Raw genomic sequence first — 25,471 nt, 5'->3', positions numbered from 1 at the left:
GTCCCCCCTCTTCAAGTCCTCTCCGTCCGCCCCGTCCGACCGGGGCGCGGCCGGCCTCTGGGTGGGCGTGACCGCGGTGGTCGCGGTGGCCCTGACGGTCATGCTGGCGATGTTCGTGATCCCGGTCATCACGACGTCCACCCAGCAGGTCGGCTCCCTGCTGGCGAGCGGGCTCGTCTGCACGCCGAACGCGGACGCGGAGCAGCCCGACGCGAGCGGCTACGCCATGGACTCCATCCCGGAGAACTACCTGGAGATCTACCAGGAGGTCGGGGAGGAGAAGGGCATCCCCTGGAACATCCTCGCCGGGGTCGGCCAGGTGGAGTCCCACCACGGGCGCTGGGAGGGGCCCGGGATCACCGAGGGGCACAACGACTGGGGGGCGGCCGGACCGATGCAGTTCGGTTCCCTCGACGGGTCGGCGGCGGGAAACAGCTGGGGGGGAGAACCCGTCCAGGCCGTGGAGGAGCGCCCGGAGAACGGGTACGGCGTCGACGGCAACGGGGACGGGATCGTCAACGTCTACGACCCGGCGGACGCCATCCCCGCCGCCGCCGACTACCTGATCGCACACGGCCTGGAGGAGGACGTCCGGCAGGCGATCTTCGGCTACAACCACGCTTGGTGGTACGTGGACGACGTGCTGGAGTGGGCCGAGCAGTACGCGGGAGGGGAGTTCGACACGAGCGGCTCCATCCGGACGGCCGTCCTGTGCGAGCTGGACCAGGACGGGCAGTTCATCGGAAGCGCCCCGGACGAGCTGACCCAGGCGGTTGTCGACTGGGCCCTGGACCAGCGGGGGAAGCCCTACATCTGGGGCGGGACCGGTCCCGACGGCTACGACTGCTCCGGACTGACCATGAAGGCCTACGAGAGCATCGGCGTCACCATTCCCCGCGTCTCCCAGGACCAGTGGAACTTCGGGCCCGAGATCCCGATGGGGGAGGAGCAGCCCGGCGACCTGGTCTTCTTCGACGTGACCCGCGCGGGGGAGCCGCCGGGGCCGGGGCATATGGCGATGGTCATCGGCGACGGGCTGATGGTCGAGGCCTGGTGCACGAACTGTGGACCGATCGCGGTGCGCGAGTACGATGACCCCAATCGTTCGGACATCGTGGGATTCACCCGGCCGCTCGAGCACCCGGATGTGAGAGCCCAGTTGGAGGCGCAGGATAACCGTGGTTGACGAGAAGGCACCGCCCGCGAAGCAGGGATTGCACGGGTGGAGGGCCGCCGCCGCGGTGTTCGGGTGCGGAAGCCTGGCGGCTTTCGGGGTCTTCGGTGTTCTCGTTGGCGTGGCCAGCCTTTTCTTCAACACGGTCTCCTCGGGAATAGCGACTGAGGCCGACTCCTCGGCTCAAGAGGTCGTTCCTGAGCAGACCATCAAGCCACGTGACAGTATGCCCACGGAGTCTCTGGATCTGTGTGGTGGAACGATTCCACAAGTGAACGAGGTCAGTTCCACAAGAACAGACCCTGGTGGCAATTACAGTGACCCCGGGGAGGGGGAGACTCCTCGTACGGTTACGGATGAGTGCGCCTGGAATGTGATCCCCGCCGGTGACAGGTCTTCGGTCTGGGTGCTTGACTTTTCCTACGCTTCCTTCGTGGCTGATGAAGAAGGGAATGAGGCGAGTAGTCAGGCAGGTGCGTACTTCGATGAGGGTGTCTCCCTTATCGATGACCTCACTCTGGGTTCGCGCTCTGAAGGTTCAGCGGGTGTTGCCGACGCATCTCACTATGTTCACGGTCTCACTGAAGAAGGGACGACTGTCTATGCGATGGTTGTTCGCTCCGGCGATACCGTTTACGAGATGGAATTCGAAACGGACCGTGACTTTTCCAGCGGTGATCTGGTACCTGTTTCACTGTTCGAGCATGAGCGCGACGCGCTCGTTGAGTACATCGAGGTCAGGTTGGGGATCCTCGGGCCCGGCTAAGGCGCAATGCCGAAGCCCGGGCAAGCACGTCAGGCGACGCCGGCCATGAAGTGGTGGCGGCACAGGGTCGCGTAGGACTCGTTGCCGCCGATGTGCACCTGGGCGCCCTCGTAGACCATGACCCCGTCCACCACGCGCGCGTTGTGGGTGGCCCGGCCGCCGCACCAGCACCGGGCGGAGACCGGCAGGACCTCTATCTTGTCGGCGAGCTCGACCAGGCGCTTCGAGCCCGGGAACAGCTGCCCCTGGAAGTCGGTGAGGATCCCGTAGCAGTAGACGTCGATCCCCATGCCGTCCACGACGCCGGCCAGCTGGCCCACCTGCTTGTGGGACAGGAACTGGGCCTCGTCGCAGATGACGTACGGGGCCTTGCGGTCGGCGACGTCGTCGTACAGGTCCAGGTGGTCCCCGACCTCGACCGCGGGGGACTCCAGCCCGAGCCGGGAGGAGATGATGCCCGCTCCGGCCCGGTCCTGCTTGGTGTAGAGCACCCCTTCGCCGCCACGTGAGTGGTGCTCCTGGAGGGCCATCGTGCTCTTGCCCGAGTTCATCGAACCGGTGAAGTACTTCAGCTCCGCCATGTCTCTTCCTGGGTCGCGGGCGCCGGGGCCGTCGACGGCTCGGACTCCTGCCGTGGCCGGCTGTGAAGATATCAGCGGTCGGCCGCTCCCCCCGAATCACCACCGGCCCACCGGCGCCCCGCCGGGCAGGCGGGGACGTCCGCCCGGAGCGGGAGCCCCCTCCGGGGACGGGATCCCGGTCGCGCGCCCTCCGGGGCGGTCGGCGGCGCGGTCCGGTGTGTGGGATGTTCCACGCGACCCCCGCCGGTGCTCCGTTGCGGGCTCCGTGCCGCCGCGGGGCGTACCGTCTTCGGTGGCGCCGCCCCGCGGGAGGGTGCGCGGGGAAACTGTCGAGTCCACTTCGATATATTCAGGTGTTCAGTGTCCGAATTCGGGGTGGAATTGCGGAGGGGGAAGTGACGTTGCGGCGTGATCAGGTCACCCGGATGGTCGAGAGCCGATGGTTCTCCAATGTGATGCTCGTGGTGATCCTGATCAATGCCGTGATTTTGGGATGGGCCACTTATGGGAGTTCCGCACTTCCGTATCTCCTCATCGCCGAGCGCGTCGTCATCGGCGTGTTCGTCGTCGAGATGACCCTCAAGGTCTACGCCTGGAGGGGCGACTTCTTCCGCGACCCCTGGAACTGGTTCGACTTCTTCGTCGTCGCGGTCTCCCTCGTTCCGACGACCGGGCCGTTCGCGGTGCTCCGGATCCTGCGGGTCCTCAGGATCCTCCGCGTGATCACCGCTGTGCCGCAGATGCGGATCATCATCACCGCCCTGTTCAAGGCCGTGCCGGGGATGGGGACGGTCATAGGCCTGCTCCTGGTGGTCATCTACACCTCGGGGATCATCGCCCAGCAGCTGTTCGGCGAGGAGGTGCCGGAGTTCTTCGGGAACCTCGGCACGTCGCTCTACACGATGTTCCTGCTGATGACGACGGAGAACTGGCCGGACGTCTCCGACGCGGTGCTGGAGGAGCACCCGATGGCGTGGATCTTCTTCGTCCTGTACATCGTGCTGACGGCGTTCATCATGCTGAACCTGGTGATCGGCGTGATCGTCACCTCCATGGAGCAGGAGGTGAACGAGAGCCGCTGGGTCGAGGACCAGGAGATGGAGGAGGTCCAGCACGAGGCCGTCATGGCCCGTCTGACGGAGCTGGGGCAGCAGGTGGAGCGGCTCAACAGGATGCTGGTCGAGCGCGACGGCGGTCCCGTCCCGGAACAGCCCCTCGGCCGGGAGGGCGGCGCCGCGCAGCCCGCCTCGGGGCTCTAGGCGGCCGGGCCCGCCTTCCGGCCGGACCGTGCCCTGTCCGCGCCCCGGCCCCTGCCCGGGTCGCGCGGCGCCCGGCGCGGCCGGAGGCGGTCATCGGGGCGTGGCGGCGGGGTCCGGCTGGGTAGGGTGACGCACGACCGGTGACCACGCCCACGCAGGAGACGAATGAGCGCCGACGCCCCCGGGCCTCACGAGACGCGTAACTCCCAACGGGACAACCGCGGCCAGACCGTCCAGGCGGGCAGCATCGGCGGCGGGGTGCACTTCCACTCCGCGCCGGACCGGGCCCCGGTGCCCCGGCAGGTCGAGCCCCCGACACCGTACTTCGTGAACCACGAGGAGTGCCAGAGCTGGACGCGCGGGCACATGGACCCCGACGCGCCGCCCAAGGTCGTCGTGTGCGGGGGACCCCGCGGGATCGGCAAGACCGAACTCCTGCGCATGATCTCCTACACCACCGGTGACTACTTCACCGGCGGCCAGCTGACCTTCAGGTACGCGCGGGGAAGGCAGGAGGACGGCGCCGCGGCGCTCGCCCAGTTCCTCCAGGTCCTGGGGGTGCACAGGTCGGCCCTGCCCGAGGATCCCGGGCTCTGGCCGGGCGCGTACCGCACGCACACCCACGACAGGCGGCTCCTCGTCGTGGTCGAGGGGGCGTGGGAGCCCGCGCAGGTGCGCGCCCTGGTCCCGAGCGGGCGCGGGAGTCTGGTCCTCGTCTCCAACGACGGCGCCGACCTCCGTGAGCTGAAGTGGGCCGACCACGCGAGGACGACCGACCTGCGGCCCCTCGACCGCGCGGCCTCCCTCGTCCTCATGGAGCGGCTGGTGGCGCACCCCCTGGCCGAGGAGGACCCCGGGGCCCTGGAGCGGCTGCTGGAGGTGTGCGGAGGGCTGCCGCTGGCGCTGGTCCTGGTCAGCGGCCAGCTCGACGCGGGAGGGCCGGGGAGCGCGGCCGCCCTGGTCGCGCGCGTCGACGGGGCCCGCCGGATGCTGAGGGCGATCGGTGACGACCAGGGGAACCTCGACGTGTTCTTCCGGACCGCCTACGAGGGGCTGTCACCCCGGGCGGCGGCCCTGTACCGCGCCCTGGGCACCTGGCCGGGCTCCCGGTTCGACCGCCGGATCGCGGCCCGGGTGGGGGACGCCGGGGCGCTTCGCGAACTCGTCACGGCGCGCCTGGTCAAGGAGGACGGCGACGGCCTGGGCTTCGAGCACGACCTCCTCCGCGTCCACGCGGGGGAGCTCGCGGAGGAGGAGCCCGAGCGCGGGCGCCGGGAGAGGCTGCGCCTCATGCTCGACGCGTACCTGGCCTCGCTGGGTTTCGCGGAGCGGCTCGTCCGCGGGGAGAGGCTGAGGGTGGTGGACCTGGACCGGCTGCTGGAGGGCGAGGAGGACCCCTTCGGGGGAGACGCGGAGCTGGCGCGCGGCTGGCTGTCCCGCGAGCGCCCCACCCTGGTGGCCGTGGTGCTCGGCTGCGCGGACGCCGGACTGCACGAGCACACGTGGCGCTTCGCCGAACTCGCGACCGCGCTGTACCTGGAGGAACGGTACCTGCACGACTGGGAGGCCACCGGCACGGCGGGCGCGGACGCCGCCAGGATGGTCGGGAACGCCGCGGCCGAGGCCCGGCTCGGCGCCCTCGTCTCCCGGCCGCTGCGGGACCTCCACAAGGAGGACCTGGCCCGCGAGAGGATCCTCAGGGCCGTCGAGCTGGTCGAGGGCGTGGAGGACGAGCTGCTGCGCGGGTCCGTGTGGGAGTTCTACGGCCGCTTCCTGGAGAAGGACGACCCGGCGGGCGCGATCGAGGCCTACGACCGGTCGGTCCGGCACAACCGGGCCAGCGGGAGCCCGCACGCGGTGCGCGGCACGGCGCTGGCGATCCTGTTCCGGGGCGCCGCGCGGCTCGCGGCCCGGCGCCCGGAGGAGGCGGTGGCCGACCTCGAGGACGCGGTGGGGCGGCTGCTCGCCCTGCCGGAGGGGCCGGACGACCGGATGGCGGCCCGCGCCAGGACGGCGCTGGGGCGCGCCTACCACGCGGCGGGGTGTGACCGGGAGGCCGTGGCGGCCCTGAACCTGGCCGTGGAGGGGTTCTCCGCGCTCACGGCGCACCTCGGCTACTACGAGGCGGAGGCGCACGAGGCCCTGGCCGAGGTGCTGGACGGGCTCGGCGCCGCGGGCGACGCCCGCCGGCACAGGGCGGAGGCGCTCCGGCTGTTCCGGGAGGTCGGCAGCCCCCGCGCCCAGGCCGTGGAGGAGCGTGCGTCCGGGGAGCGCGACCGTGCGCGGGAACCCGCCGGGCCCGGGGACTGAGGACCGCCCGGACCGACCGCGGGCCCGGCGGCGCCGGGGCTCACGGGGGGCCGGCGGCCTCGATCACGCAGTCGCGCGGCACCGGACCGGCCCTGACCTTGTGGTGGCCGGTGGCCGGGAGGGAGGACGCGAGCAGGGTGTACACCGCGCCCGCGGCCAGGACCGGATCGAGGCGCGGGTCCGCGCGCACCAGGAGCCTGCGGCCGTCCCGGACGGCCACCCGGGTGCCCTCCTCGGTGTCCGCCGCCGCCATGAGCGCCCCGGGCTGCTGCTCCAGCGCCGTCCGCGACCACCGTTCGGGGTCGCTCCGGGAGGCCGGGTCCCGGCAGACCACGGACGCCGCGTTGACCAGGGCGTGGCGTTCCTCCGTCTCGTAGGCGGAGAGGTGGCGGACGGCTCCCGGCCGGGAGCCGGGCACGTGGCGGGTGGCGCTCGGAAAGCGTTCGAGGGAGACCTCCCCGTTCCCCTCGGCGCTCCCGTGGACCTCGAAGGAGCGCGGCGGGCGGCCCGCCGGGTCGGGTTCGGGCGCGGGCAGGGCCCGGTCGGTGCCGTCCCCCGCCTGGGGGCGGAGGCCGAGCAGCCCGTAGAGGAGTTCCGCCAGGCGGCGGCCGCCCTCCCCCGGGTGGGCGAAGGCCAGTTCCGCGGCGCCGCTGTGCCGGCCGGGGCGGTGGCCGTCGATGGCGGCCTCCACCTGCGGACGCAGGCCCTCGTCGGCCAGCCGGGGTGCGGTCCGGGCGAGCTCGGCGACGGCCGTGCCGGGGACGGACTCGGCGCCGGGGGCGGCGAGCAGGAGGGGGTGGTCGAGCGCGGCTCCGTACAGCGTCACGCTCCCGTGGTCGCCGATGACGCAGTCCGCCGCGACCAGAGCTGCGCCCCACCCGGCGTGCGGGGGGATGAGGAGGAGCCCGGAGTCCAGGGCGTCGGCGAGCATGTGCCGCACCTGCCAGGGGCTGTGCGAGAACCAGATGTTGGGGTGCAGGACGGCGGCGACCCGGTAGTCGTCGTGGGGGAGGGCGCCCAGGAGCCGGCCGGGCAGCCGGGGGCGGCTGCCGATCAGGCCCTCGGGGCCCCAGGTGGAGGTGGCGACGACCAGGCGCTGGTCGGCGCCCACGCCGAGCCCGGCCCGGTAGCGCTCGCGCATCCGGCGCCCCGCCTCGAGCCGGTCGCGTGCGGGGTCGCCGACGACCCGTGCGTGTTCGGCCAGGGGGACGCGGGCCGCCCGGAGCTGTTCCCTCTGGGCGGGGTGGGACAGGACGAGATGGACGTTCCGCGCGTCGTGGAACTCGTGGCGGGGCACTCCGGAGAGGCGTACCCCGCCGGTGCGGTGGTCGGGCACGTACTTCTGGAAGCCGATGCCGTGGGGGAGGACGACCACGGGGCACGTGAACTCGGCGAGGTCGACGTTCTCGGTGGCGGTGACCACCAGGCGCGGCCGCACGTCCAGGCGCGACTCCCAGGGGACGAGGCCCACCTCGGCGCCGGCCAGGAGGCGCTCGGTGCCCGCGCTGAACGCGGATCCGCCGTCGAACGCGAACACGACCCGCACCCGGGTGTCGCCGCGGAACACGGCGAGGCCCTCCAGGACCCGCACCGCGGAGGTGAACGTGCGGGCCAGGGCCAGCACCACGGGCGTGTCGGCGAAGGTCTGCCAGCGGTGCGCGTCGGGGCCGGCGTTGGCGCGTACGTACGGGGAGTCGGTCAAAGTCGTCCCTAGACCCTCGGGAGCCGTGGCGAACCAGGGTAGTGGCGCGGCGGGCGCGGTCCGGCCCCGCGGGACGCACTTCCCGGGCCGCCCGGCCGCGGGGAGGGCGCCGGGCCCCTCCCCGCGGTGGGGCCTACTCCCCGAGCTGGCGGCGGAACGGCCGGCGCGCGGCGTTGAACTGGGACCAGGACGGGTCCAGCTGGCTGCGCAGCTTCACCTCGCCCTCCGGCCAGTCCTTCAGGACGGCCTCGAAGTCCGGGAGCACCCCCGAGTCCGGGTCCAGGTAGTAGCGGTAGTCGCGCCGGCCGCCGACGGTCTGCTGCATGAACAGCGCCCCGTTGTCCCCGAGCACGTCCGAGACACGGGCCTCCAGGTCGGCCAGGGCGGAGGCCGAGGCACCGGTGGGCAGCTTGTCCTCGTCCGCGTGGGTGTACGGCACGACGACCTGCACGAACAGGGAGAACGCCGGGAAGTCGCGGCGGGTCAGCGGGTGGCGGAGCATGATCTCCACCGCGCCCTGGATGGGGATGCGCCCGTGCAGGGTCGCCCAGCCGCCGGAGCCGCCGAGCAGGTCGGCCATCTGCCGGACCACGGACGGCATCGACGTGGGGGGCAGCGGGTCCAGGGGAGGCTCGTCCAGCGGCGCCGTCAGGCCGATCCACCGCACCAGGTCGTCCTCGCCGAGCGCCAGCAGGGCCACGTGCTCGGCGACGCCCTCGCGCGTCTCCTGGGACAGGAACATGTTGTCCGGGTGGTAGACGCCCACCTCGATCCGCCCGGTCCCCTGGTTCACGCGCATGGACACCGACACGTGCGACAGGTCCAGTTCGTGGTCGTCCCAGCGGACCACGGAGGACAGCCGCTCGTGGTCGGCGGGGCGCACCGGCCGGAACAGCCACTCGGCGTCCTCGGGGGCCGACCGGGCCCAGCGCTCGGACAGGATGCGCGCCTCCTCGGACGCGCCGGGGCGCAGGGTGAGGGCGTGGGCGGGGCCGTCGGTCAGCTTGGACGGGTCGTCCAGGGCCGCCAGCTGCTCCAGGAGCTTGTCGGGATCGGTGTCCGCCGACAGGTCGAGGTCGTCCAGGCCCCCCTGCCGCTTGGGCGCGGGGCCCACCTCCCAGTCCAGGTCGGGGTGGATCGCGCGGACCAGAGCGGTGACGCGCTCGGAGACCTCGGAAGGGGCGGGCCGGTCCGCGTCGGCCGCGCCCGCGAGGGCGTCGCGTACGGAGGGCCACGCGTCCCAGAACGCGGTGACGGACGTGGTGGAGTCGGCGGAGCGGCGACGACGGAACAGAGCCATGTCACGATTTTCGCAGAACCGGGCGACCACCCTCGCCCTCACCGGCGGGCGCGTCCCCGGCGGCTCCCCGCCGCGTGCCGCCCCGGCCCGCCGGGCGCCGCGGGCCGCGCGCCCGGTGCGGCCGGAGTCCCCCGGCGCCCGTGGCCGCGACCCCCGGCGGGCGCATACGCTGGAGCCACTATGACTTTGCGTGTACTGGCCGCCATGTCCGGCGGGGTCGATTCCGCGGTCGCCGCGGCCCGGGTGGCCGAGGCGGGCCACGACGTCACCGGCGTTCACCTGGCGCTCTCCAAGAACCCACAGTCCTACCGAACGGGTGCGCGCGGCTGCTGCACCGTGGAGGACTCCCACGACGCCCGCCGCGCGGCGGACGTCATCGGCATCCCCTTCTACGTGTGGGACATGTCGGAGGAGTTCGACCGGGAGGTCGTGCAGGACTTCGTCGCCGAGTACGAGGCGGGCAACACGCCCAACCCGTGCCTGCGCTGCAACGAGAAGATCAAGTTCGAGGCTGTGCTGGACCGGGCGGTCGCGCTGGGCTTCGACGCCGTGGCGACCGGCCACCACGTCCGCAAGGTCGACGGCCGCCTGGTGCGCAGCGTCGACCGGGCCAAGGACCAGTCGTACGTGCTGGGCGTGCTCGACGCCGGCCAGCTGGAGCACGCGATGTTCCCCCTCGGGGACTGCACCAAGGACGAGGTGCGGGCCGAGGCGGAGCGGCGGGGGCTGTCCGTGGCGGACAAGCCCGACAGCCACGACATCTGCTTCATCGCCGACGGCGACACGGCGGGGTTCCTCAACCGGCGCATCGGCGAGAGGCCGGGCCCGATCCAGGACGAGGACGGCAACGTCGTGGGCACGCACAACGGCTCCCACACGTTCACGATCGGCCAGCGCAAGGGCCTGGGGCTGGGCGGCGCGCCCGACCCGCGCTACGTGCTCTCGATCGAGCCGGTGGGCAACACCGTCACGGTGGGGCCGCGCGCGTCCCTGCGCGTCGACGGGATCACCGGGGTGCGGCCCGTCTGGAGCGGCAGCCTGCCTCCGGCGGAGCCGATCGAGTGCCGCGTGCAGCTGCGAGCCCACGGCGAGGTCTACCCGGCGACGGTGTGGCAGCGCGAGGGGGCCGAGGGCGCTGAGCTGGTCGTTCGGCTGGCCGAGCCCGCCACGGGCGTGGCCACGGGGCAGGCCGTGGTGGTCTACGAGGGGGACACCGTGCTCGGCTCGGCGACGATCTCCTCCACCTCCCGGGCCGCGGCCTCCGTCTGAGGCGGCCCCGGAAGGGTCCCGCCCGGCCGGAGCGGGACGGAGCCCCGACGGGTGACCTGCGACCCCTTGCCGAAGTTAGGTTAGGCATAGCATAGTTACTGGCCGAGGTTAGGGAGCTCGCCCATGCCAGAATTCGGTTTCCTCGACGGCCAGCCCTTCTGGATCGTCTACTTCACGCTGCTCGGCGTGATCCTGTGCCGCGCCCAGGCCACGTACTGGATCGGCCGCGGGCTCGGGGCGGGCGTGACGCGGAGCCGCATGGGCGCCGCGCTCGGCCCGCGGCTGGAGGCTGCGCGGCGCCGCATCGACCGCTACGGCGCGCCCGTGGTGACGCTGAGCTTCTGCACCGTGGGCGTGCAGACCGCCGTCAACCTCTCCGCAGGGGCCATGCGCATGCGCTTCCCGCGCTACCTCGCGGCGATGTTCGTCGGCTGCCTCGTCTGGGCGGGCCTGTGGGGCGTCATCATCGGCGGCGTGGTCGGCACCTGGCTGGAGCTCTTCCTGAGCTCGCCGTGGACCGCCCTGGGCGTCGTGGCCGCCGCCTGCGCCCTGGTGGCCCTCCTCGTCGTGCGGGGCCGCCGTGCCCGCGCCCGCTCGGGGGGCGGGGCGGAGGACGGGGGAGCCGACGGCCCCCCTGTCTCCGGGACCGCTCCGGACGCCGTTGGCGCGCGCGACGGGCAGGACGCCGACCCGGCGCAGGCCGTCGCCGCACGGCCCTCCTGAGGCCTCTCCCTCCCGACAGCTCCTCCCCGGGGCCCGACCTGCGCGGTCGGGCCCCTTTCGCCGTGTCCGGGCGGTTCCCGCGTCCAAGGCGTTGACACCACTCCGTCTGTAGTACGACATTCGAACCACTCCACATGGAGTACTGCAAACAAAGCTGTACGAGAGGGAGGCCTGTGCGAGCCCGTACCACCACCCCGCCACCCCCGCCGTGACCGTTCCGCCCCTGCCGATCGGCGCCCTCACCGCGCCCCCCGCCGGCGGGGGGCGGCCCGGTCCGGCCGGACGGGGCCTTCCCGGCGCCAGGACCGACCACCGGAACCGGAACCGTCCCGGGCCGAGCCCGGCGCCCCGGCCCCGCCGGCACTTCCGCCCCGGCGGCAACCGATGACCGCGCCATCACCCCCCGCAGAAGGACGGAGCCCCCGCCGGGGGCCCAGCCGGACCACGGGGGCGGACGGTGACCGCCGTGCCGACCGCCGACCCGCACCACGCCCGTGCGGGTCGGCGGTAACACCCCCCGCCTACCGTTGCCCTAACCTTGGGCAACGTGAGCGAACAGCAGTCCTACCCCTGGCCGAACGCCTCCTCCACCGGGGTCGGCTCCTGGCCCGGAGACGATCCCGACGAGGCCGTCCGCACGATCCTCGGCGAACTCCCCGCCCTCCCCCACCTCCCCGAGCTCCCCGAACGCGGTGTGGGGGCCGACATGGTCGGCCGCACCGCCGGGCTCCTGGTCGACCTTCCCGTCGAGGTGCAGCCCAGCGGATGGCGTGTCGCCGACACCCCGGGGCGCGACCTCGCCCGCGCGACCGGCTTCATGTCCTACGACCTCGACGCCCTCACCGAGCACGCCCACGCGTTCACCGGCACACTCAAGATCCAGGTCGCCGGCCCCTGGACCCTCGCCGCGTCGATCGAGCTGCGCAACGGCCAGCGCCTGGTCTCCGACCCCGGCGCCTGCCGCGATCTCGCCGAGTCCCACCTCGAAGGCGTCCTCGCGCACATCGACCGGGTCCGCGGGGGCGTCCCCGGCGCGCGGCTCCTCGTCCAGGTCGACGAACCCTCCCTGCCCGCCGTCCTGCTCGGCTCCCTGCCCACCGCCAGCGGGCTCAGCCGCCTGCGACCCGTGGACAGGGTGCGCGCGGAGGACGTCCTGCGAAACCTGTTCTCCGGGATCTCCGGGGCCGGAGCCGTCCCCGCGGCGCACTGCTGCGACCCCGGCGCGCCCCTGGACCTCCTGCGGCGCAGCGGCGCCGAGGCCCTGAGCCTCGACGCGCTCCTCCTCACGCGCGACCACGACGAGATGGTCGGGACGGCCGTGGAGGCGGGCACGGGGCTGCTCCTGGGGGTGGTCCCGACGACCGACGCCACCCCGGCGCAGACCGCCCGAATGTCCGACCCCGCCGCTACCGTCGATCCTGTTCGCGACCTCTGGAACCGGTTGGGAATCACCCCTGACCTGCTCTCCCGCGCGGTGGTCACCACGCCCACGTGCGGACTGGCGGGCGCCTCCCCGGGGCACGCGCGCGCGGCCCTCACGGCGGCGCGCGCCGGCGCCAGGGTCCTGCGGGACGAGCCCCGCAGACAGGCGTCCTAGAAGTCCGCGACCGCGACAGGTGAGCACGAGAGCAGCAGAAAGGCAGCGAGTGAGCGCGCTCGACAACACCACCGACATCCCCGACGAGGTACGCGCCCGCCACGAGGAGCTGTGCCGGGAGCTGGACGACCACAGCTACCGCTACTACCTGGGCAACCCGATCATCTCCGACGCCGAGTACGACACCCTCATGGGCGAGCTGCGCGGCATCGAGGACCGGTACCCCGTCCTCGCCACGCAGGACTCGCCCACCCAGAAGGTCGGCGCCCCCATCAGCGTCGACTTCGCCGAGGTCGAGCACCTGGTGCGGATGGAGAGCCTGGGCAACGCGTTCGACACCGGGGAGCTCAACGCCTGGGGCGAGCGCTCCGCGGCCGAGGTCCCGGTCGGCGCCTACCTCTGCGAGCTCAAGATCGACGGCCTCGCGGTCGACCTGGTCTACGAGAAGGGCCGCCTCGTGCGCGCCGCCACCCGCGGCGACGGCCGCGTGGGCGAGGACATCACCCTCAACGTCCGCACCATCGGGGTCGTCCCCGAGCGGCTGCGCGAGGACGTGCGCCCCGCACCCGAGCTGCTGGAGGTGCGCGGAGAGGTCTTCCTCCCCGTGGAGGACTTCGAGGCCCTCAACAAGCGCATCACCGAGACCGGCGAGCACGCCCCCTTCGCCAACCCCCGCAACGCCGCCGCCGGCTCGCTGCGCCAGAAGGACCCCCGGGTCACCGCGACCCGCCCCCTGTCGATGATCGTGCACGGGGTGGGCGCGTACGTCCCCGCGGGCGGCGGGAAGGACGTCGCCTTCACCAGCCAGTCGCAGGCCTACGCCCTGCTGGGGGAGTGGGGCCTGCCGCTGAGCGACCGCTACAAGGTCGTGGGGACCATGGAGGAGGTCCGCGAGTACGTCGCGTACTACGCGGCGCACCGCCACGAGCCCGCCTACGAGATCGACGGCATCGTCGTCAAGGTCGACGACTTCGCGCTCCAGCGCAGGCTCGGCTCCACGAGCCGCGCCCCGCGCTGGGCGATCGCCTACAAGTACCCGCCGGAGGAGGTCACCACCCGGCTCGTCGACATCAAGGTGGGCGTGGGCCGGACCGGGCGCGTCACCCCGTACGGCGTCATGGAGCCGGTGGTCGTGGCCGGGTCCGAGGTCGAGTTCGCCACCCTGCACAACTCCCAGGAGGTCGCCCGCAAGGGCGTGCGCATCGGCGACACCGTGGTGCTGCGCAAGGCGGGCGACGTCATCCCCGAGATCGTCGGCCCCGTCCTGGAGCGCCGCGACGGCAGCGAGCGCGAGTTCGTCATGCCCGAGCGCTGCCCCGAGTGCGACACCCCGCTCGGCCAGCAGAAGGAGGGCGACGTCGACCTGCGGTGCCCCAACGCCCGCTCCTGCCCCGGACAGCTCCGGGAGCGGGTCGCCTTCATCGCCAGCCGCAAGGCCCTGGACATCGAGGCGCTCGGCTACGTGGCGGCCACCGCCCTGACCCAGCCGCTGGAGCCCGCACAGGCCCCGCTGCGGGACGAGGGGGACCTGTTCGACCTGACCGTCGACCAGCTGCTGCCCATTCGCACCCACGTGCTCGACCCGGACACCACCGAGCCCAAGACCGACCCGAAGACCGGCGACCCCAAGGTGGTGTCCTTCTTCGCCAACCTCAGGGGCGAGCCCAAGAAGACGGTCGAGAAGCTGTTCGAGCAGCTGGAGGAGGCCAAGGCCAAACCGCTGTGGCGGGTCCTCGTGGCACTGTCGATCCGGCACGTCGGCCCGCGCGCGGCCGAGGACCTGGCCCGCCACTTCCGTTCCATGGACGCCATCCGCGGGGCCACCGAGGAGGAGCTGGCCTCGGTCGACGGCGTCGGCCCGACCATCGCCGCGTCGATCCGCGAGTGGTTCTCCGTGGACTGGCACACCGAGATCGTCCGCAAGTGGGCGGAGGCGGGCGTGCGCATGGAGGACGACGAGCCGGAGTTCGGCTCGCGCTTCCTCGAGGGCGTCACCGTCGTGGTGACCGGCTCCCTGGAGGGGTTCACGCGCGACGGCGCCAAGGAGGCGATCGCCGAGCGCGGCGGCCGTGCGACCGCGTCGGTGTCCAAGAAGACCGGTTTCGTGGTGGTGGGGGACAGCCCCGGGTCCAAGTACGACAAGGCCGTCAAGCTGGGTGTGCCCGTGCTGGACGAGCAGGGGTTCCGGGTGCTGCTGGACGAGGGCGCCGACGCCGCCGTCGGCGTGCGGATCAACCGCTCGCCGGAGGACGGCGCCGCCGACGCGGCGGAGGCCCCCGCCGCGGAGGGGGCCGACGCCTAGCGGCGGCGCTCCGCGCCCCGGTCCGGAAAGCGGCCCCGCGCCCCCGCGTGCGGTGGGGCGGCGGGGGCAGGCCGGACCGGGGCGAACCCGTGTCCGGGCCCCGTGAACCGGCTGGTCACCACCCGGGGCCGCGGAGGGTCGGGGTTCCATTTTGTGCGTCCCCCACCACGCGCGGCCCACACCTTGGTTAACTGATAGTTCCGGGCAAGCGACAGTTGGTGACGAAGCCGCGTAAGCTGGACACGGACACGTTGGATGTGGACGCATCTAAAACCGCGATTCGGTCATGAGGGGGGCCGGACCGCGGGAACCCCGAGCGCGGGACCGGCGGCGCCGCGCCGCCGTCGGCCCACGGCCCCTCGCGAGGACCACGGATGAAGGACCCCATCAGCACCAGGGACATCGGTCCCCGTGCCGGGACACCGCTCTGGCTCTACATGCTGGGCACCACGGTCGCCGGCGCGGGCCTGCTCGTCGTCTCCAGCCTCGGCCTGGGCCTCGGCGAGCTCCGCGGCCTCGCGGTCGAACCCCTCACCTGGGTCCTGCTCTGCATGATCGTCCTCGGCGAACTGCGGCCCATCTCCATGCCCGGGCAGGCCCCCGGCAGCGGCGCCCCCACGTCGCTGCCGTTCTCCTTCGCGCTCGTCCTCCTCCTCGGCCTGCCCGTCGCCGCCCTCGTCCAGGCGGCCGCCACGACCGTGGCCGGCTTCGCGCGCGGCCACGCCCCCCACCGCACCGCCTTCAACGCCGCCCAGTACACGCTCTCCCTCGGGGTCGCCGACGCCGTCCTGCGCCTCGCCCTGCCCGGCCTCGTCGCCGACGGCCCCGCCCCCGCGGCGGGGGAACTCGTGGCCGTCGCCCTCGCCGGGGCCGCCTACTTCGCCGTCAACCGCGTCCTGGTCGTCTGCGCGGTGGCCATGCACGAACGCGTCCCGCTCAGACAGGTCATGTTCAAGGGGATCGGCCAGCAGTTCTACGTCAGCGGCGTCCTCATCAGCCTCGCCCCGCTCGTCGTCGTCGCCACCGCGCACTCGGTCCTCTACGTCCCCCTCTTCGCCTTCCCTCTCGGAGCCCTCTACACCAGCGCCATGCTGTCGGTGAAGCGCGACCACCAGGCCAACCACGACGAGCTCACCGGACTGGCCAACCGCAAGCTCCTCACCCACCGGTCCCGCCAGGAGATCGCCCACGCCCACCAGCGGGAAGGCGGGGTCGGCCTCCTCCTGCTCGACCTCGACCGGTTCAAGGAGGTCAACGACACCCTCGGCCACCCCACCGGCGACCGCCTCCTCCAGACCGTCGCCTACCGGCTCACCCACAGCGTCCGCCCCGGCGACCTCGTGGCCCGGCTCGGCGGCGACGAGTTCGCCGTGCTCCTGCCCCAGGTCGGCGACACCTCCGCCGCCCGCGAGGTCGCCGCCCGCCTGCGCGGCGCCCTCGCCGAGCCCGTCCGCCTCGACGGCATGGACTTCGACCTGGAGGCCAGCATCGGGATCGCGCTCTTCCCCCGGGACGCGCCCGACTTCCCGCTCCTCATGCAGCGCGCGGACGTCGCCATGTACGTCGCCAAGGCCGCCCGCACCGGGGTCGAGTGCTACGACCCCGGCAAGGACCGCAACTCCACGGCCAGGCTCAGCCTCTACAGCGAGCTCCGGCGGGGCCTGGCGGAGGGAGCGCTGGAGATGCACTACCAGCCCAAGGTGTCCCTCGACGACGAGCGGCCCGTGGGCCTGGAGGCCCTCGCCCGCTGGCGCCACCCCACCCGGGGGCTGCTCGCCCCCGAGGAGTTCATGCCGGTGGTCGAGCAGTCCAACCTGTTCCGCGCCTTCACCGGCCAGGTCCTCGACATCACGCTGGCCTGCGCCGCCCAGTGGCGCGGGGAGGGGATCCGCCTGCCCGTCTCCGTCAACCTCGGGGTCCGCGAACTCCTCGACCCCGAACTCCCGTCCACCGTGGCCGCCGCGCTGCGCGAGCACGGGGTGCCGCCCGAGCAGCTCGTCCTGGAGATCGGCGAGCACGCCCTCATCACCGACGCCGACGCCGCCACGGCCGCCGTCCACCGGCTCCGCGCGCTCGGCGTCGGCCTGGCCCTCGACGACTTCGGTACCGGCCACTTCACCCTGGCCCAGCTCGCCGGGCTCCCCCTCGACGAGGTGAAGATCCACGAGTCCTTCACCACACGCCTCGTGGACGGGCCCGACAACGGCCACACCGTCGTGCGGGCCGCCATCGCCCTGGTCAGGGCTCTGGGCATGCGCGCGACCGCCGGGGGCGTGCGCAGCCGGGCCCTCGCCCTCGCGGCCCGGTCCACCGGGTGCCACGCCGCGCAGGGGAGCCACTACTCTCCCCCGCTGGCCGCCCGCGAGGTCGTCGCCTGGGTGGCCGCCCACGAGGGCGGGGCCCCGGCCGACAGCCGCGTCTGACACCGAGGGCGGCGCCCCCGGAAAACGCCATAGGATTGACCCGATAGTCCTTCCGCCGAAGAAACGGTTCGCATTCATGACCGCCATCACCCGCGATGAGGTCGCACACCTCGCCCGGTTGTCGCGGCTGGCGCTCGACGAGGGCGAGCTCGACACGCTCGCCGCCCAGCTCGGTGACATCCTCACCGCCGTGGCCAAGGTGCAGGAGGTCGCCCAGGGCGACATCCCGCCCAGCTCGCACGCCCTGCCGCTGACCAACGTCTACCGCCCCGACGAGGCCAGGCCCGGCCTCACCCCCGAGCAGGCCCTGGCCGGGGCCCCGGCGGTGGAGGAACAGCGGTTCCGGGTCCCGCGGATCCTCGGAGAGGGTGAGTAGCCGATGAGCGACGTCATCAGCCTGACCGCGGCCGAACTCGGCTCGGCCATCAAGGGGGGCGAGGTGTCCTCCGAGGAGGCCACCACCGCCTACCTGGACCGCATCGAGGCGGTGGACGGCGAGATCAACGCCTTCCTGCACGTGCGCCGCGAGACCGCCCTCGACCAGGCCCGCGCGGTGGACGCCCGCCGCGCCGCCGGCGAGGAACTGGGACCGCTCGCGGGCGTGCCCGTCGCCCACAAGGACGTGTTCACCACCAAGGACATGCCCACCACGGCCGCCTCCAGGATCCTGGAGGGCTGGCAGCCGCCCTACGACGCCACCGTCACCGCGCGCCTGCGCGAGGCCGGCCTGGTCATCCTGGGCAAGACCAACATGGACGAGTTCGCGATGGGCTCCTCCACGGAGAACTCCGCCTACAAGGTCACCCGCAACCCGTGGGACACCGACCGCATCCCGGGCGGCTCCTCCGGCGGCTCCTCCGCGGCCGTCGCCGCTTTCGAGGCGCCCCTGGCCACCGGGACCGACACCGGTGGCTCCATCCGCCAGCCCGCCGCCGTGTGCGGACTGGTGGGGGCCAAGCCCACCTACGGGGGCGCGTCCCGCTACGGGATGATCGCGTTCGCCTCGTCCCTGGACACCCCCGGCCCGTTCGCGCGCAACGTGCTCGACGCCGCCCTCCTCCACGAGGCGTTCTCCGGCCACGACCCCCGCGACTCCACCTCGATCGACGCCCCGGTCCCGCCGGTCGTGGACGCCGCCCGCCTGGGCGACGTCGACGGCCTGCGCGTCGGCGTGGTCAAGGAGCTGGACAGCGACGGCTTCCAGCCGGGTGTGCGCCGGCGCTTCCACGAGACCCTGGAGCTCCTGGAGTCCCTGGGCGCGAAGATCGTGGAGCTGTCCTGCCCGAGCTTCGACGCCGCCCTCTCGGCGTACTACCTCATCGCCCCGAGCGAGTGCTCGTCCAACCTCGCCCGCTTCGACGCGATGCGGTACGGCCTGCGGGTGGGCGACGACGGCACGCGCAGCGCCGAGGAGGTCATGTCGCTGACCCGGGCCCAGGGCTTCGGCCCCGAGGTCAAGCGCCGCATCATGCTGGGCACCTACGCCCTGTCGAGCGGCTACTACGACGCCTACTACGGCAGCGCCCAGCAGGTGCGCACGCTGATCAAGCGCGACTTCGACGCCGCGTTCGAGAGCGTCGACGTGCTGGTCTCGCCGACCACGCCGACCACGGCGTTCCCGATCGGAGAGCGCTCCGAGGACCCGATGGCCATGTACCTGGCCGACCTGTGCACGATCCCGTCCAACCTGGCCGGGAACGCGTCGCTGTCGGTCCCGTGCGGCCTGGCCCCCGAGGACGGCCTGCCCGTCGGCTTCCAGATCATGGCTCCGCCGCTGGCCGACGACCGGACCTACCGGGTGGCCTCGGCCGTCGAGCGCGCCCTCACCGAGCGCGACGGCGCCCTGATCGCCCGCAGCCCGTACGCGGTCGCCTAGCGGCCGGACGGCAGCGCCCCGTGTGCCCGCCGCCCCTCCCGGGGGCGGCGGGCACACGCGTCTCCGGCTCCGGCCGCGCGGCCCTTAGTCGGCGGTTCCCGTCCCCGCCGCTGCCCTGCGCCTGCGGGCCAGGAGGAGGAGCACCGCCCCGGCCCCCAGGGCGAGCGCACCGGCCGCGACCAGGGCGGCGACCGCGCCACCGGTCAGGGCCAGCGGCCGCTCGTCGCGGTCCGCGGGGTCCGTGCCGCCGGCCGCCCCGGCGGGGCTCTCGGAGGTCTCGATCGGAGGCGGGGTCCCGCCCTGCGCGTCCCAGGCCGCGGAGGCGGAGTCCGACACGGTGATCTCGCTGTCCTGGGCGGTGATCAGGGTCTGGGTGGGCTCGTCCGACTCGCCCCTGAACAGGCGCCCGGTCCGGACGGTCGCCTCGGCCTCCAGGGTGAAGGTCGCCTCGCCCGCCCCGGCGTCCGCGGGAACGGCGAAACCGACCGTGGAGCCGTCGCCGACCCCGGTCACCGGCTCCCCGCTCCCGAGGTCCACCAGCTCCACGCCCTCGGGGGCGTCCACGGTCACCGGGACCTCGTCGGCGCTGGTCTCCACGGTGAACTCGCCGACGGTCCCGCCGGCCAGCCCGGAGCCGCGGTCGGGGCTGACGGTCAGCGCCGACCCCGGCTCGTCGGGCGTCTCCTCCGCGTGCTCCACGAGGTGGTCGTAGAGCCGGACGACGTCGCCCTCGACGACCCCGGCCTCCAGTTCGGGCCCCTGGTGGACCTCCTCCAGGTCGAGGCCGTTGCTGAAGTGCCAGATCGCCGCCTGGGTCGCGGTCAGCGCCTCCGACGCGTCCACGCCCGCGATGCCCGTGTCCTCGCGCAGCTCCCCGAGGCCGGTGACCGGATAGGAGTTGAGGAGGATCCACCGGACCTTGCCCGGTTCGGCGAAGTCGCCCCTGCCGGGGTAGGTGTCCCACCGGTCCTCGCGGTACCAGGCATCGCCGACGATGCCGGTGCGGAAGTCGATGCAGTAGGCGGTGAGGAGCTGGTCGCCCTCCAGGTCGACGTTGAACGTGCTCGTGGTCGTGTACGTCTCGCCCCTCATGGTGACGGCGTGGCCGTGCTCGGCGACGCCCGTGTACTGCCCGCGCACCGAGTAGACGGCCGGTTCGGCGGGAAGGGAGGCCGCGGGGGCGGCGGGGCCGAGGACGAGCGCCGAGACCGCGGCGACCGCGAGGACGGGGCGTGCGGGACCGGGACGGGGGATGGGCACGTGCGTCACATCGCTTCCTGAGGTGCTGCCGTGCCGAGGAGGCCCGGGGCCGGAGGCCGGTGCGGCACGGGAGGGCAGAGGGGGAGGAACTGCCACGGGAGCGGGGGCGCGCAGGGAGTTCCGGTCGCGGTGAGGGGCCTACCCGGCCGATGCTAATGACCCGGACCCGCGCCTCCAACCCGGTGAGGCGGGATTATCGCGGTGTGTCCGGAAGCGGTCACGGTGTGAACGCCGAAGGGCCCGCCCGCGTGGTCTCCCACGGGGGCGGGCCCTCGGCCACGGCCGCCCGGAGGCGGCCGGAGGAGGACTAGGCGTCCAGGTCCTCGGAGCCGGCCGCCGCCTTGCGCTTGCGGCTCAGGTAGACCGCTCCACCGCCGGCGCCGAGCGCGGCGATGCCCGCCGCGACCAGTCCGGCCAGGGCCCCGCCGGTGACCGGCAGGCTCGGCCGGTCACTGTCGTCGACGGGGGCCGAGGGCGTGTCGCTGGGCTCGACGCTGGGGCTCGGGGCCGGGGACTCCGGCGGGGTGGGCTCCCCGGACGGCTGCTCGGTGGGCCCCTCCGACGGCTCCTCGGTGGGAGGCGCGGTCTCACCGCCGCCCTCCCAGCTGGCGGAGGCGGAGGCGGACACGGTGGTCTCGTCGCCCTCGGCGGTGATCAGGGTCTGGGTGGGCTGGTCCGCCTCCTCGCCCTTGAACAGGCGGCCGGTCTCGACGCGGGCGGTGGCCTCCAGGGAGAAGGAGGCCTCGCCGGCGTCGGCGCCGGCGGGGACGGAGAAGCCGACCGTGTCGCCGTCGTCGACCGTGTCGACGGACTCACCGGTCGCCAGGTCGACCAGCTCGACACCGTCCGGCGCGGCCAGGGTCACGGGGACGCCGGTGGCGTTCGTGGCGATGGTGAACTCGCCGACGGTCTCGCCCGCGGTGCCGGAGGCGGTCTCGGGGGTGACGCTCAGGGCGGGGCCCGGCTCCTGGGGGAGGTCCTCCGCCGCCTCGAGGAGGTGGCGGTAGATCGCGGTCGTGTTGCCGTGGGCGCGGGTGAGCTCGGCGCCGTTGGTGAAGTGCCAGATCGCGGCCTGGGTCGCGGCGAGGGCCTGGGCCTCGGTGGTGCGGGAGTTCGCCTCCGCGGCCTCGGCCAGGGCGGCGGCGCTCACGGCGGGGTAGGAGTTCTGGAGGAGCCAGTGCACCTTGCCGGGCTCGGCGAAGTCGCCCTCACCCGGGTAGTTCGCCCAGGCGTCCTCCTTGTACCAGGCGCCTCCGCGGATGTCCGTCTCGAGGTCGATGCAGTACGTGGTGAGCACCGTGCCGTTCTCGAGCTCGAGATTGAAGAGGTTCGTGCCGACGCTCCTACCGTTCACGGTGATGGTCTCGCCCGTCTGGGCGTTGTCGACGTACTGGGCGCGGACGGAGCCCTCGTAGGTCTCGGCGGGGTCGGCGGCGGCCGGGGCGGCCAGGCCGAAGGCGAGGAACGCGGCGGCGGAGGCGGCCAGGGCCGTGCGGCCGGCGGCGCGGGGGAAGTGCGTCACATCATGTCCTGTCGTGGTTCTGCCGGGCGGCCCGGGGAAGCGGCGGGGTGCGCGGCGGTGCTGTCGGCCGGAACGTCCGGACTCGTGGGAGCGGAGGGAGGACCCTGACCCGGGACGGAGGGCCGGCAGGGCCGGGGCCGTGGGGCGCCCGGAGCTCCCGGGGCCCGGCAGAAGAGGTGTGTGTCAGACCGGTGTTCGTGGTGCGGTCCCGGCGGCGCCGACCTGGCGCGGCGGCATCCGCACGCCGGGACAGGTGTGGCCGCAGGGGTCCGACAATGAAGACGTCGGAGCGCCCTCTCCGGTTGTCCACACCCGGGAAACAGATCTGGCGGGAGCGTGAGCTCGGCCATAGCGTGGAAACAGGGGGGTTCCCGGGGCCCGCCCGCTTAGCGCTGCCCGCCCCCACCCTGCCCCGCTCCCGCACCGCCCGCGCGGCCCCGTCCCGCCCGCCCCCCGCCGGACCCACACCGCCCCACCCGCGCCCGGCGTCCCGCCCCGGACCGTCCCCCCGCCTTCCCACCCCGCACACGCGAAGGGCCCGCCCGCGTGGTCTCCCACGGGGACGGGCCCTCGGACGCCACCGCCCGGAGGCGGCCGAAGGGGACTAGCCCTCCAGGTCCGCGGCGTTGGCGGCCTTGCGCTTGCGGCTCAGGTAGATCGCTCCACCGCCGGCGCCGAGCGCGGCGATGCCCGCGGCGACCAGGCCGGCGAGCGCGCCACCGGTGACCGGCAGGGTCGGCTCGTTGCTGTCGTCAGCGGGGGCCGAAGGCGTCTCGCTGGGCGTCTCGCTGGGGCTCGGCGTCGGGGCCGGGGACTCCGGCTCGCTGGGCTCCTCGGTCGGCTCGCTGGGCTCGTCGGTGGGGGGCGTGGTCTCGCCGCCCTCCTCCCAGGTGGCCGACGCGGAGGCGGTGACCGTGGTCTGGCCGCCCTGGGCGGTGATCAGGGTCTGGGTGGGCTCGTCCGACTCGCCCTTGAACAGGCGGCCGGTCGCGACGGTCGCGGTGGCCTCCAGGGAGAAGGAGGCCTCGCCCGGGGCGGTGCCCTCGGGGACGGAGAAGCCGACCGTGTCGCCGTTGTCGACCGTGTCGACGGCCTCGCCGGTCTCGATGTCGACCAGGGTCACGCCCTCGGGCGCCTGAAGGTCGACCGGGATGGCGGAGGCGTTGGTCTCGATGGTGAACTCGCCGACGGTCCCGCCCGCGGTGCCGGAGGCGGTGCCCGGGGTGATGCTCAGGGCGGCGTCGGGCTCGACGGTCTGCGGCAGGTCCTCGGCCGCGCCGACCAGGTACTCGTAGACGGCTGTGACGCCCTCGCTGTTGTCGCCGTCGAGGGTCATGCCGTTGCTGAAGTGCCAGATGGCGGCCTGGGTGCCGCCCAGGGCGTCGGCGTCGCTGAGGCCCTCGAACTCGGCCTCGGCGCCCAGCTCCGCCGCGCTCAGCGCGGGGTAGCCGTACTGGAGGATCCAGTGGACCTTGCCGGGCTCGGCGAAGTCACCCTGACCGGGGTAGTTCTCCCACTTGTCCTCGCGGTACCAGGCATCGCCGACGATGTTGGTGTGGTAGTCGATGCAGTACGTGGTGAGGAGGGTGCCGTCCTCCAGCTCCAGGTTGAACAGGCTGGTGCGCGCACCGCCGCCGTCCATGTTGACCCGGGTGCCGTTCTCGGCGTTGCCGATGTACTGGCCGCGGACGGAACCTTCGTAGGTCTCCACGGGCTCGGCGGAGGCGGGGGCCGCGAGGCCGAGGGCCAGGAACGCCGAGGCGGTGGCCGCCAGGCCCGCGCGCCCGACGGTGCGGGGGAATGAGGAGTTAGTCAAGTTGTGTCCCGGTGTCTTCTAGGGGTAACCGGATGGAGTGCCCGTCCAAGAGGCCGAACGGGCCGGTGGGACGGTTGCGGTGGACAACGGCGCACGACGCGTTCAGGGGAGGTTCTGGATTCGCCGTGTTCGCTCGCCCGTTTCCGGGGTCACCACGTCGGGGTCGGGGACGCGGCGCCGTGTGGGGTGGGCGCGATCGTCCGGTGGGGCTCGCTGTGACGCGGGAGCGGGCCGCGCTCGCCGTGGAATGCCAACCGCCCGGCCGATACTAGCGACCCGCTTGGCCACTTCCAACCCGGTTCGACGAAAATGTGACGTGATACGGGCAGGAAAAAAACCGACCCGGACAAATCCGCATTATGACCCGAAGTTATGGATCGGGGACCGTGAGACAGGCGTGAGTTGTGGGATCAACCGCGACGTTTGCGGCCCAGAACCAGGATGAGCAGGCCGGATACCACCAGGGCGCCCGCGATGATGAGCAGCCCGGACAGCCAGGTGCCGGTGCGCGCCAAGCCCTCCCCGGGGATTCGGTCATCCGCTCCCGGGGGGGTCTCGACCCCGGTGGGAGCCTCGTCGGGGGCTTCGCCGAGGGCCGGGGGCTCCTGCGAGGGCGCGGGCTCCGGGGTCTCCTCGGGGCTCGGCTCCGCCGTCTGCTCCGGGTGCCAGGTGAACGTCGCGGAGGCCGAGCTCGTCGCCGAGACCTCCTCGGCGGTGATCAGCGGCTGCGTGCGCACGCCGTCCCGGCCGGTGAACAGACGCCCCTCCGGCAGGGACACGTCCTGGCCGAGCAGGTGCAGGGTCACCACCCCGGCCGGGACCGACGGGTCCACGTCGAGGAAGAGCTCGGCGCCGTCGTCCGCCTGGGTCACCTGGTCGCCGGCCCCGTCCACCAGCCACGCCGCCGGAGCGCCGCGGACCGAGACCTGCACGGGGTCCGCCGCGGAACTGTGCACCGTGAGCGGGCCGAGGGGTTCGTCGGGCGCGACCTCCTCCACGTGGGAGGGCGAGAGCTCCAGTGAGCGCGCGGTCGTGTGGTCGGCCGCCGCCCCGCTGCCCGCCACCAGGAACTCGTAGAGGGCGACGACCCCGAGGTCGTTCGCGGAGCGGTCCGGCTCCGCCCCCTCCAGCACGTGCCACAGGGCGGCCTGGGTGGCCGCGATGGCCCCGGCCTCGTCCAGCTGGACCAGGCCGGTCACCTGCGCCAGGAGACCGAGGTCGACCGCCGGGTAGGAGTGGGAGACGATCCAGTTCGCGCGGTCGGCGGGCGCGGGGGACGGGTCGGACCCCGTCCCCGTCCACCCGGGGTTGTCCGACCACGCCGACTCGACGTAGGCGGTGCGCGGCCGGACCTCCTCCTCCACCCGGGCCGCGTAGGCGCGGACCGAGGCCTCGTCGGCCACGCGCAGGCTGAAGAGCGCCGTGTCGACCTCCTGGCCGTCGGCGAGGACGAGTGCCGCCCCCTCGACGGGGTCGCGGTCCACACGTGAGAAGTCGTCGGCGTCGGCGGCGGGTGCGCTGACCAGAGCGCCTGTCAGGGCGGCCGAGGCCAGCAGCGCGGCGCACCGACGCAGGATGCCGGACATGCTCT

General features: G+C 73.4%; 18 protein-coding genes. 11 read left to right on the top strand and 7 right to left on the bottom strand.

Features of this window, described 5'->3' with window-relative positions; all coding sequences use genetic code 11:
* Positions 1-100: 100 nt before the first annotated feature.
* Together OUQ99_RS26615 and OUQ99_RS26610 are read left to right on the top strand one after the other, a co-directional pair.
* Positions 101-1,186 (top strand): NlpC/P60 family protein, encoded by a 1,086-nt coding sequence (locus tag OUQ99_RS26615; protein ID WP_267950513.1) that lies wholly within the window; start codon positions 101-103, stop codon positions 1,184-1,186.
* Positions 1,179-1,940: a hypothetical protein gene (locus OUQ99_RS26610; protein WP_267946515.1), complete on the top strand. Its 762-nt coding sequence runs from the start codon at positions 1,179-1,181 to the stop codon at positions 1,938-1,940. Before OUQ99_RS26615 ends, OUQ99_RS26610 begins: the two co-directional genes overlap by 8 nt.
* A gap of 29 nt (positions 1,941-1,969) precedes the next feature.
* Here OUQ99_RS26610 and OUQ99_RS26605 read toward each other — a convergent pair whose 3' ends face one another.
* A complete protein-coding gene (locus tag OUQ99_RS26605) occupies positions 1,970-2,521 on the bottom strand; it encodes a thymidine kinase (RefSeq protein ID WP_267946514.1) in 552 nt (183 codons plus the stop codon).
* A gap of 425 nt (positions 2,522-2,946) precedes the next feature.
* Between OUQ99_RS26605 and OUQ99_RS26600 the strand changes: the two genes are divergently transcribed.
* Both OUQ99_RS26600 and OUQ99_RS26595 read left to right on the top strand, forming a co-directional pair.
* Entirely contained in the window at positions 2,947-3,780 is an 834-nt protein-coding gene (locus OUQ99_RS26600; RefSeq protein ID WP_267946513.1) for an ion transporter, read from the top strand.
* A gap of 165 nt (positions 3,781-3,945) precedes the next feature.
* Positions 3,946-6,090: a hypothetical protein gene (locus tag OUQ99_RS26595; RefSeq protein WP_267946512.1), complete on the top strand. Its 2,145-nt coding sequence runs from the start codon at positions 3,946-3,948 to the stop codon at positions 6,088-6,090.
* A gap of 40 nt (positions 6,091-6,130) precedes the next feature.
* Here the strand turns inward: OUQ99_RS26595 and OUQ99_RS26590 are convergent, their stop codons facing one another.
* Entirely contained in the window at positions 6,131-7,792 is a 1,662-nt protein-coding gene (locus tag OUQ99_RS26590) for a hypothetical protein (RefSeq protein ID WP_267946511.1), read from the bottom strand.
* A 133-nt stretch (positions 7,793-7,925) separates the two neighbouring features.
* On the bottom strand, positions 7,926-9,092 hold the full coding sequence (locus OUQ99_RS26585; RefSeq protein WP_267946510.1) for a DUF695 domain-containing protein: 1,167 nt from the start codon (positions 9,090-9,092) through the stop codon (positions 7,926-7,928).
* A gap of 180 nt (positions 9,093-9,272) precedes the next feature.
* Here OUQ99_RS26585 and mnmA point away from each other — a divergent pair, with 180 nt between their 5' ends.
* The 7 genes from mnmA (at position 9,273) to gatA (ending at position 19,282) form a co-directional block, all read left to right on the top strand.
* Positions 9,273-10,361 carry a tRNA 2-thiouridine(34) synthase MnmA gene (gene mnmA / locus OUQ99_RS26580; protein WP_267946509.1) on the top strand — a complete coding sequence of 363 codons (1,089 nt, stop codon included), beginning with the start codon at positions 9,273-9,275 and terminating at the stop codon, positions 10,359-10,361.
* Positions 10,362-10,484: 123 nt separating this feature from the next.
* Positions 10,485-11,084: a DedA family protein gene (locus OUQ99_RS26575; RefSeq protein WP_267946508.1), complete on the top strand. Its 600-nt coding sequence runs from the start codon at positions 10,485-10,487 to the stop codon at positions 11,082-11,084.
* A 547-nt stretch (positions 11,085-11,631) separates the two neighbouring features.
* A complete protein-coding gene (locus OUQ99_RS26570; RefSeq protein ID WP_267946507.1) occupies positions 11,632-12,681 on the top strand; it encodes a methionine synthase in 1,050 nt (349 codons plus the stop codon).
* 49 nt (positions 12,682-12,730) lie between these two features.
* Complete coding sequence (ligA, locus tag OUQ99_RS26565) at positions 12,731-14,983, top strand: NAD-dependent DNA ligase LigA (protein ID WP_267946506.1); 2,253 nt, start codon at positions 12,731-12,733, stop codon at positions 14,981-14,983.
* A 374-nt stretch (positions 14,984-15,357) separates the two neighbouring features.
* A complete protein-coding gene (locus tag OUQ99_RS26560) occupies positions 15,358-17,406 on the top strand; it encodes a putative bifunctional diguanylate cyclase/phosphodiesterase (RefSeq protein ID WP_267946505.1) in 2,049 nt (682 codons plus the stop codon).
* 76 nt (positions 17,407-17,482) lie between these two features.
* Positions 17,483-17,782 (top strand): Asp-tRNA(Asn)/Glu-tRNA(Gln) amidotransferase subunit GatC, encoded by a 300-nt coding sequence (gene gatC / locus OUQ99_RS26555; protein WP_267946504.1) that lies wholly within the window; start codon positions 17,483-17,485, stop codon positions 17,780-17,782.
* A 3-nt stretch (positions 17,783-17,785) separates the two neighbouring features.
* Positions 17,786-19,282 (top strand): Asp-tRNA(Asn)/Glu-tRNA(Gln) amidotransferase subunit GatA, encoded by a 1,497-nt coding sequence (gene gatA / locus OUQ99_RS26550; protein ID WP_267946503.1) that lies wholly within the window; start codon positions 17,786-17,788, stop codon positions 19,280-19,282.
* 84 nt (positions 19,283-19,366) lie between these two features.
* On the opposite strand, the gene OUQ99_RS26545 is transcribed toward gatA, so the two are convergent.
* The 4 genes from OUQ99_RS26545 to OUQ99_RS26530 all read right to left on the bottom strand — a co-directional run bounded on the left by OUQ99_RS26545 (position 19,367) and on the right by OUQ99_RS26530 (position 25,466).
* Entirely contained in the window at positions 19,367-20,551 is a 1,185-nt protein-coding gene (locus OUQ99_RS26545; protein WP_346660219.1) for a thioester domain-containing protein, read from the bottom strand.
* A gap of 298 nt (positions 20,552-20,849) precedes the next feature.
* Positions 20,850-22,064, bottom strand: a complete 1,215-nt coding sequence (locus OUQ99_RS26540; RefSeq protein WP_267946502.1) for a thioester domain-containing protein — start codon at positions 22,062-22,064, stop codon at positions 20,850-20,852.
* 604 nt (positions 22,065-22,668) lie between these two features.
* Positions 22,669-23,880, bottom strand: coding sequence for a thioester domain-containing protein (locus OUQ99_RS26535; protein WP_267946501.1), 1,212 nt, complete (start codon positions 23,878-23,880; stop codon positions 22,669-22,671).
* Positions 23,881-24,290: 410 nt separating this feature from the next.
* Positions 24,291-25,466: a Cys-Gln thioester bond-forming surface protein gene (locus tag OUQ99_RS26530; RefSeq protein ID WP_267946500.1), complete on the bottom strand. Its 1,176-nt coding sequence runs from the start codon at positions 25,464-25,466 to the stop codon at positions 24,291-24,293.
* Positions 25,467-25,471 lie beyond the last annotated feature (5 nt).

Source organism: Streptomonospora nanhaiensis, assembly GCF_026642255.1.
GTDB classification, from domain to species: domain Bacteria; phylum Actinomycetota; class Actinomycetes; order Streptosporangiales; family Streptosporangiaceae; genus Nocardiopsis; species Nocardiopsis tropica.
The sequence above is the reverse complement of the archived record's forward strand: the minus strand, read 5'-3'. Positions and strand labels throughout refer to the sequence as shown.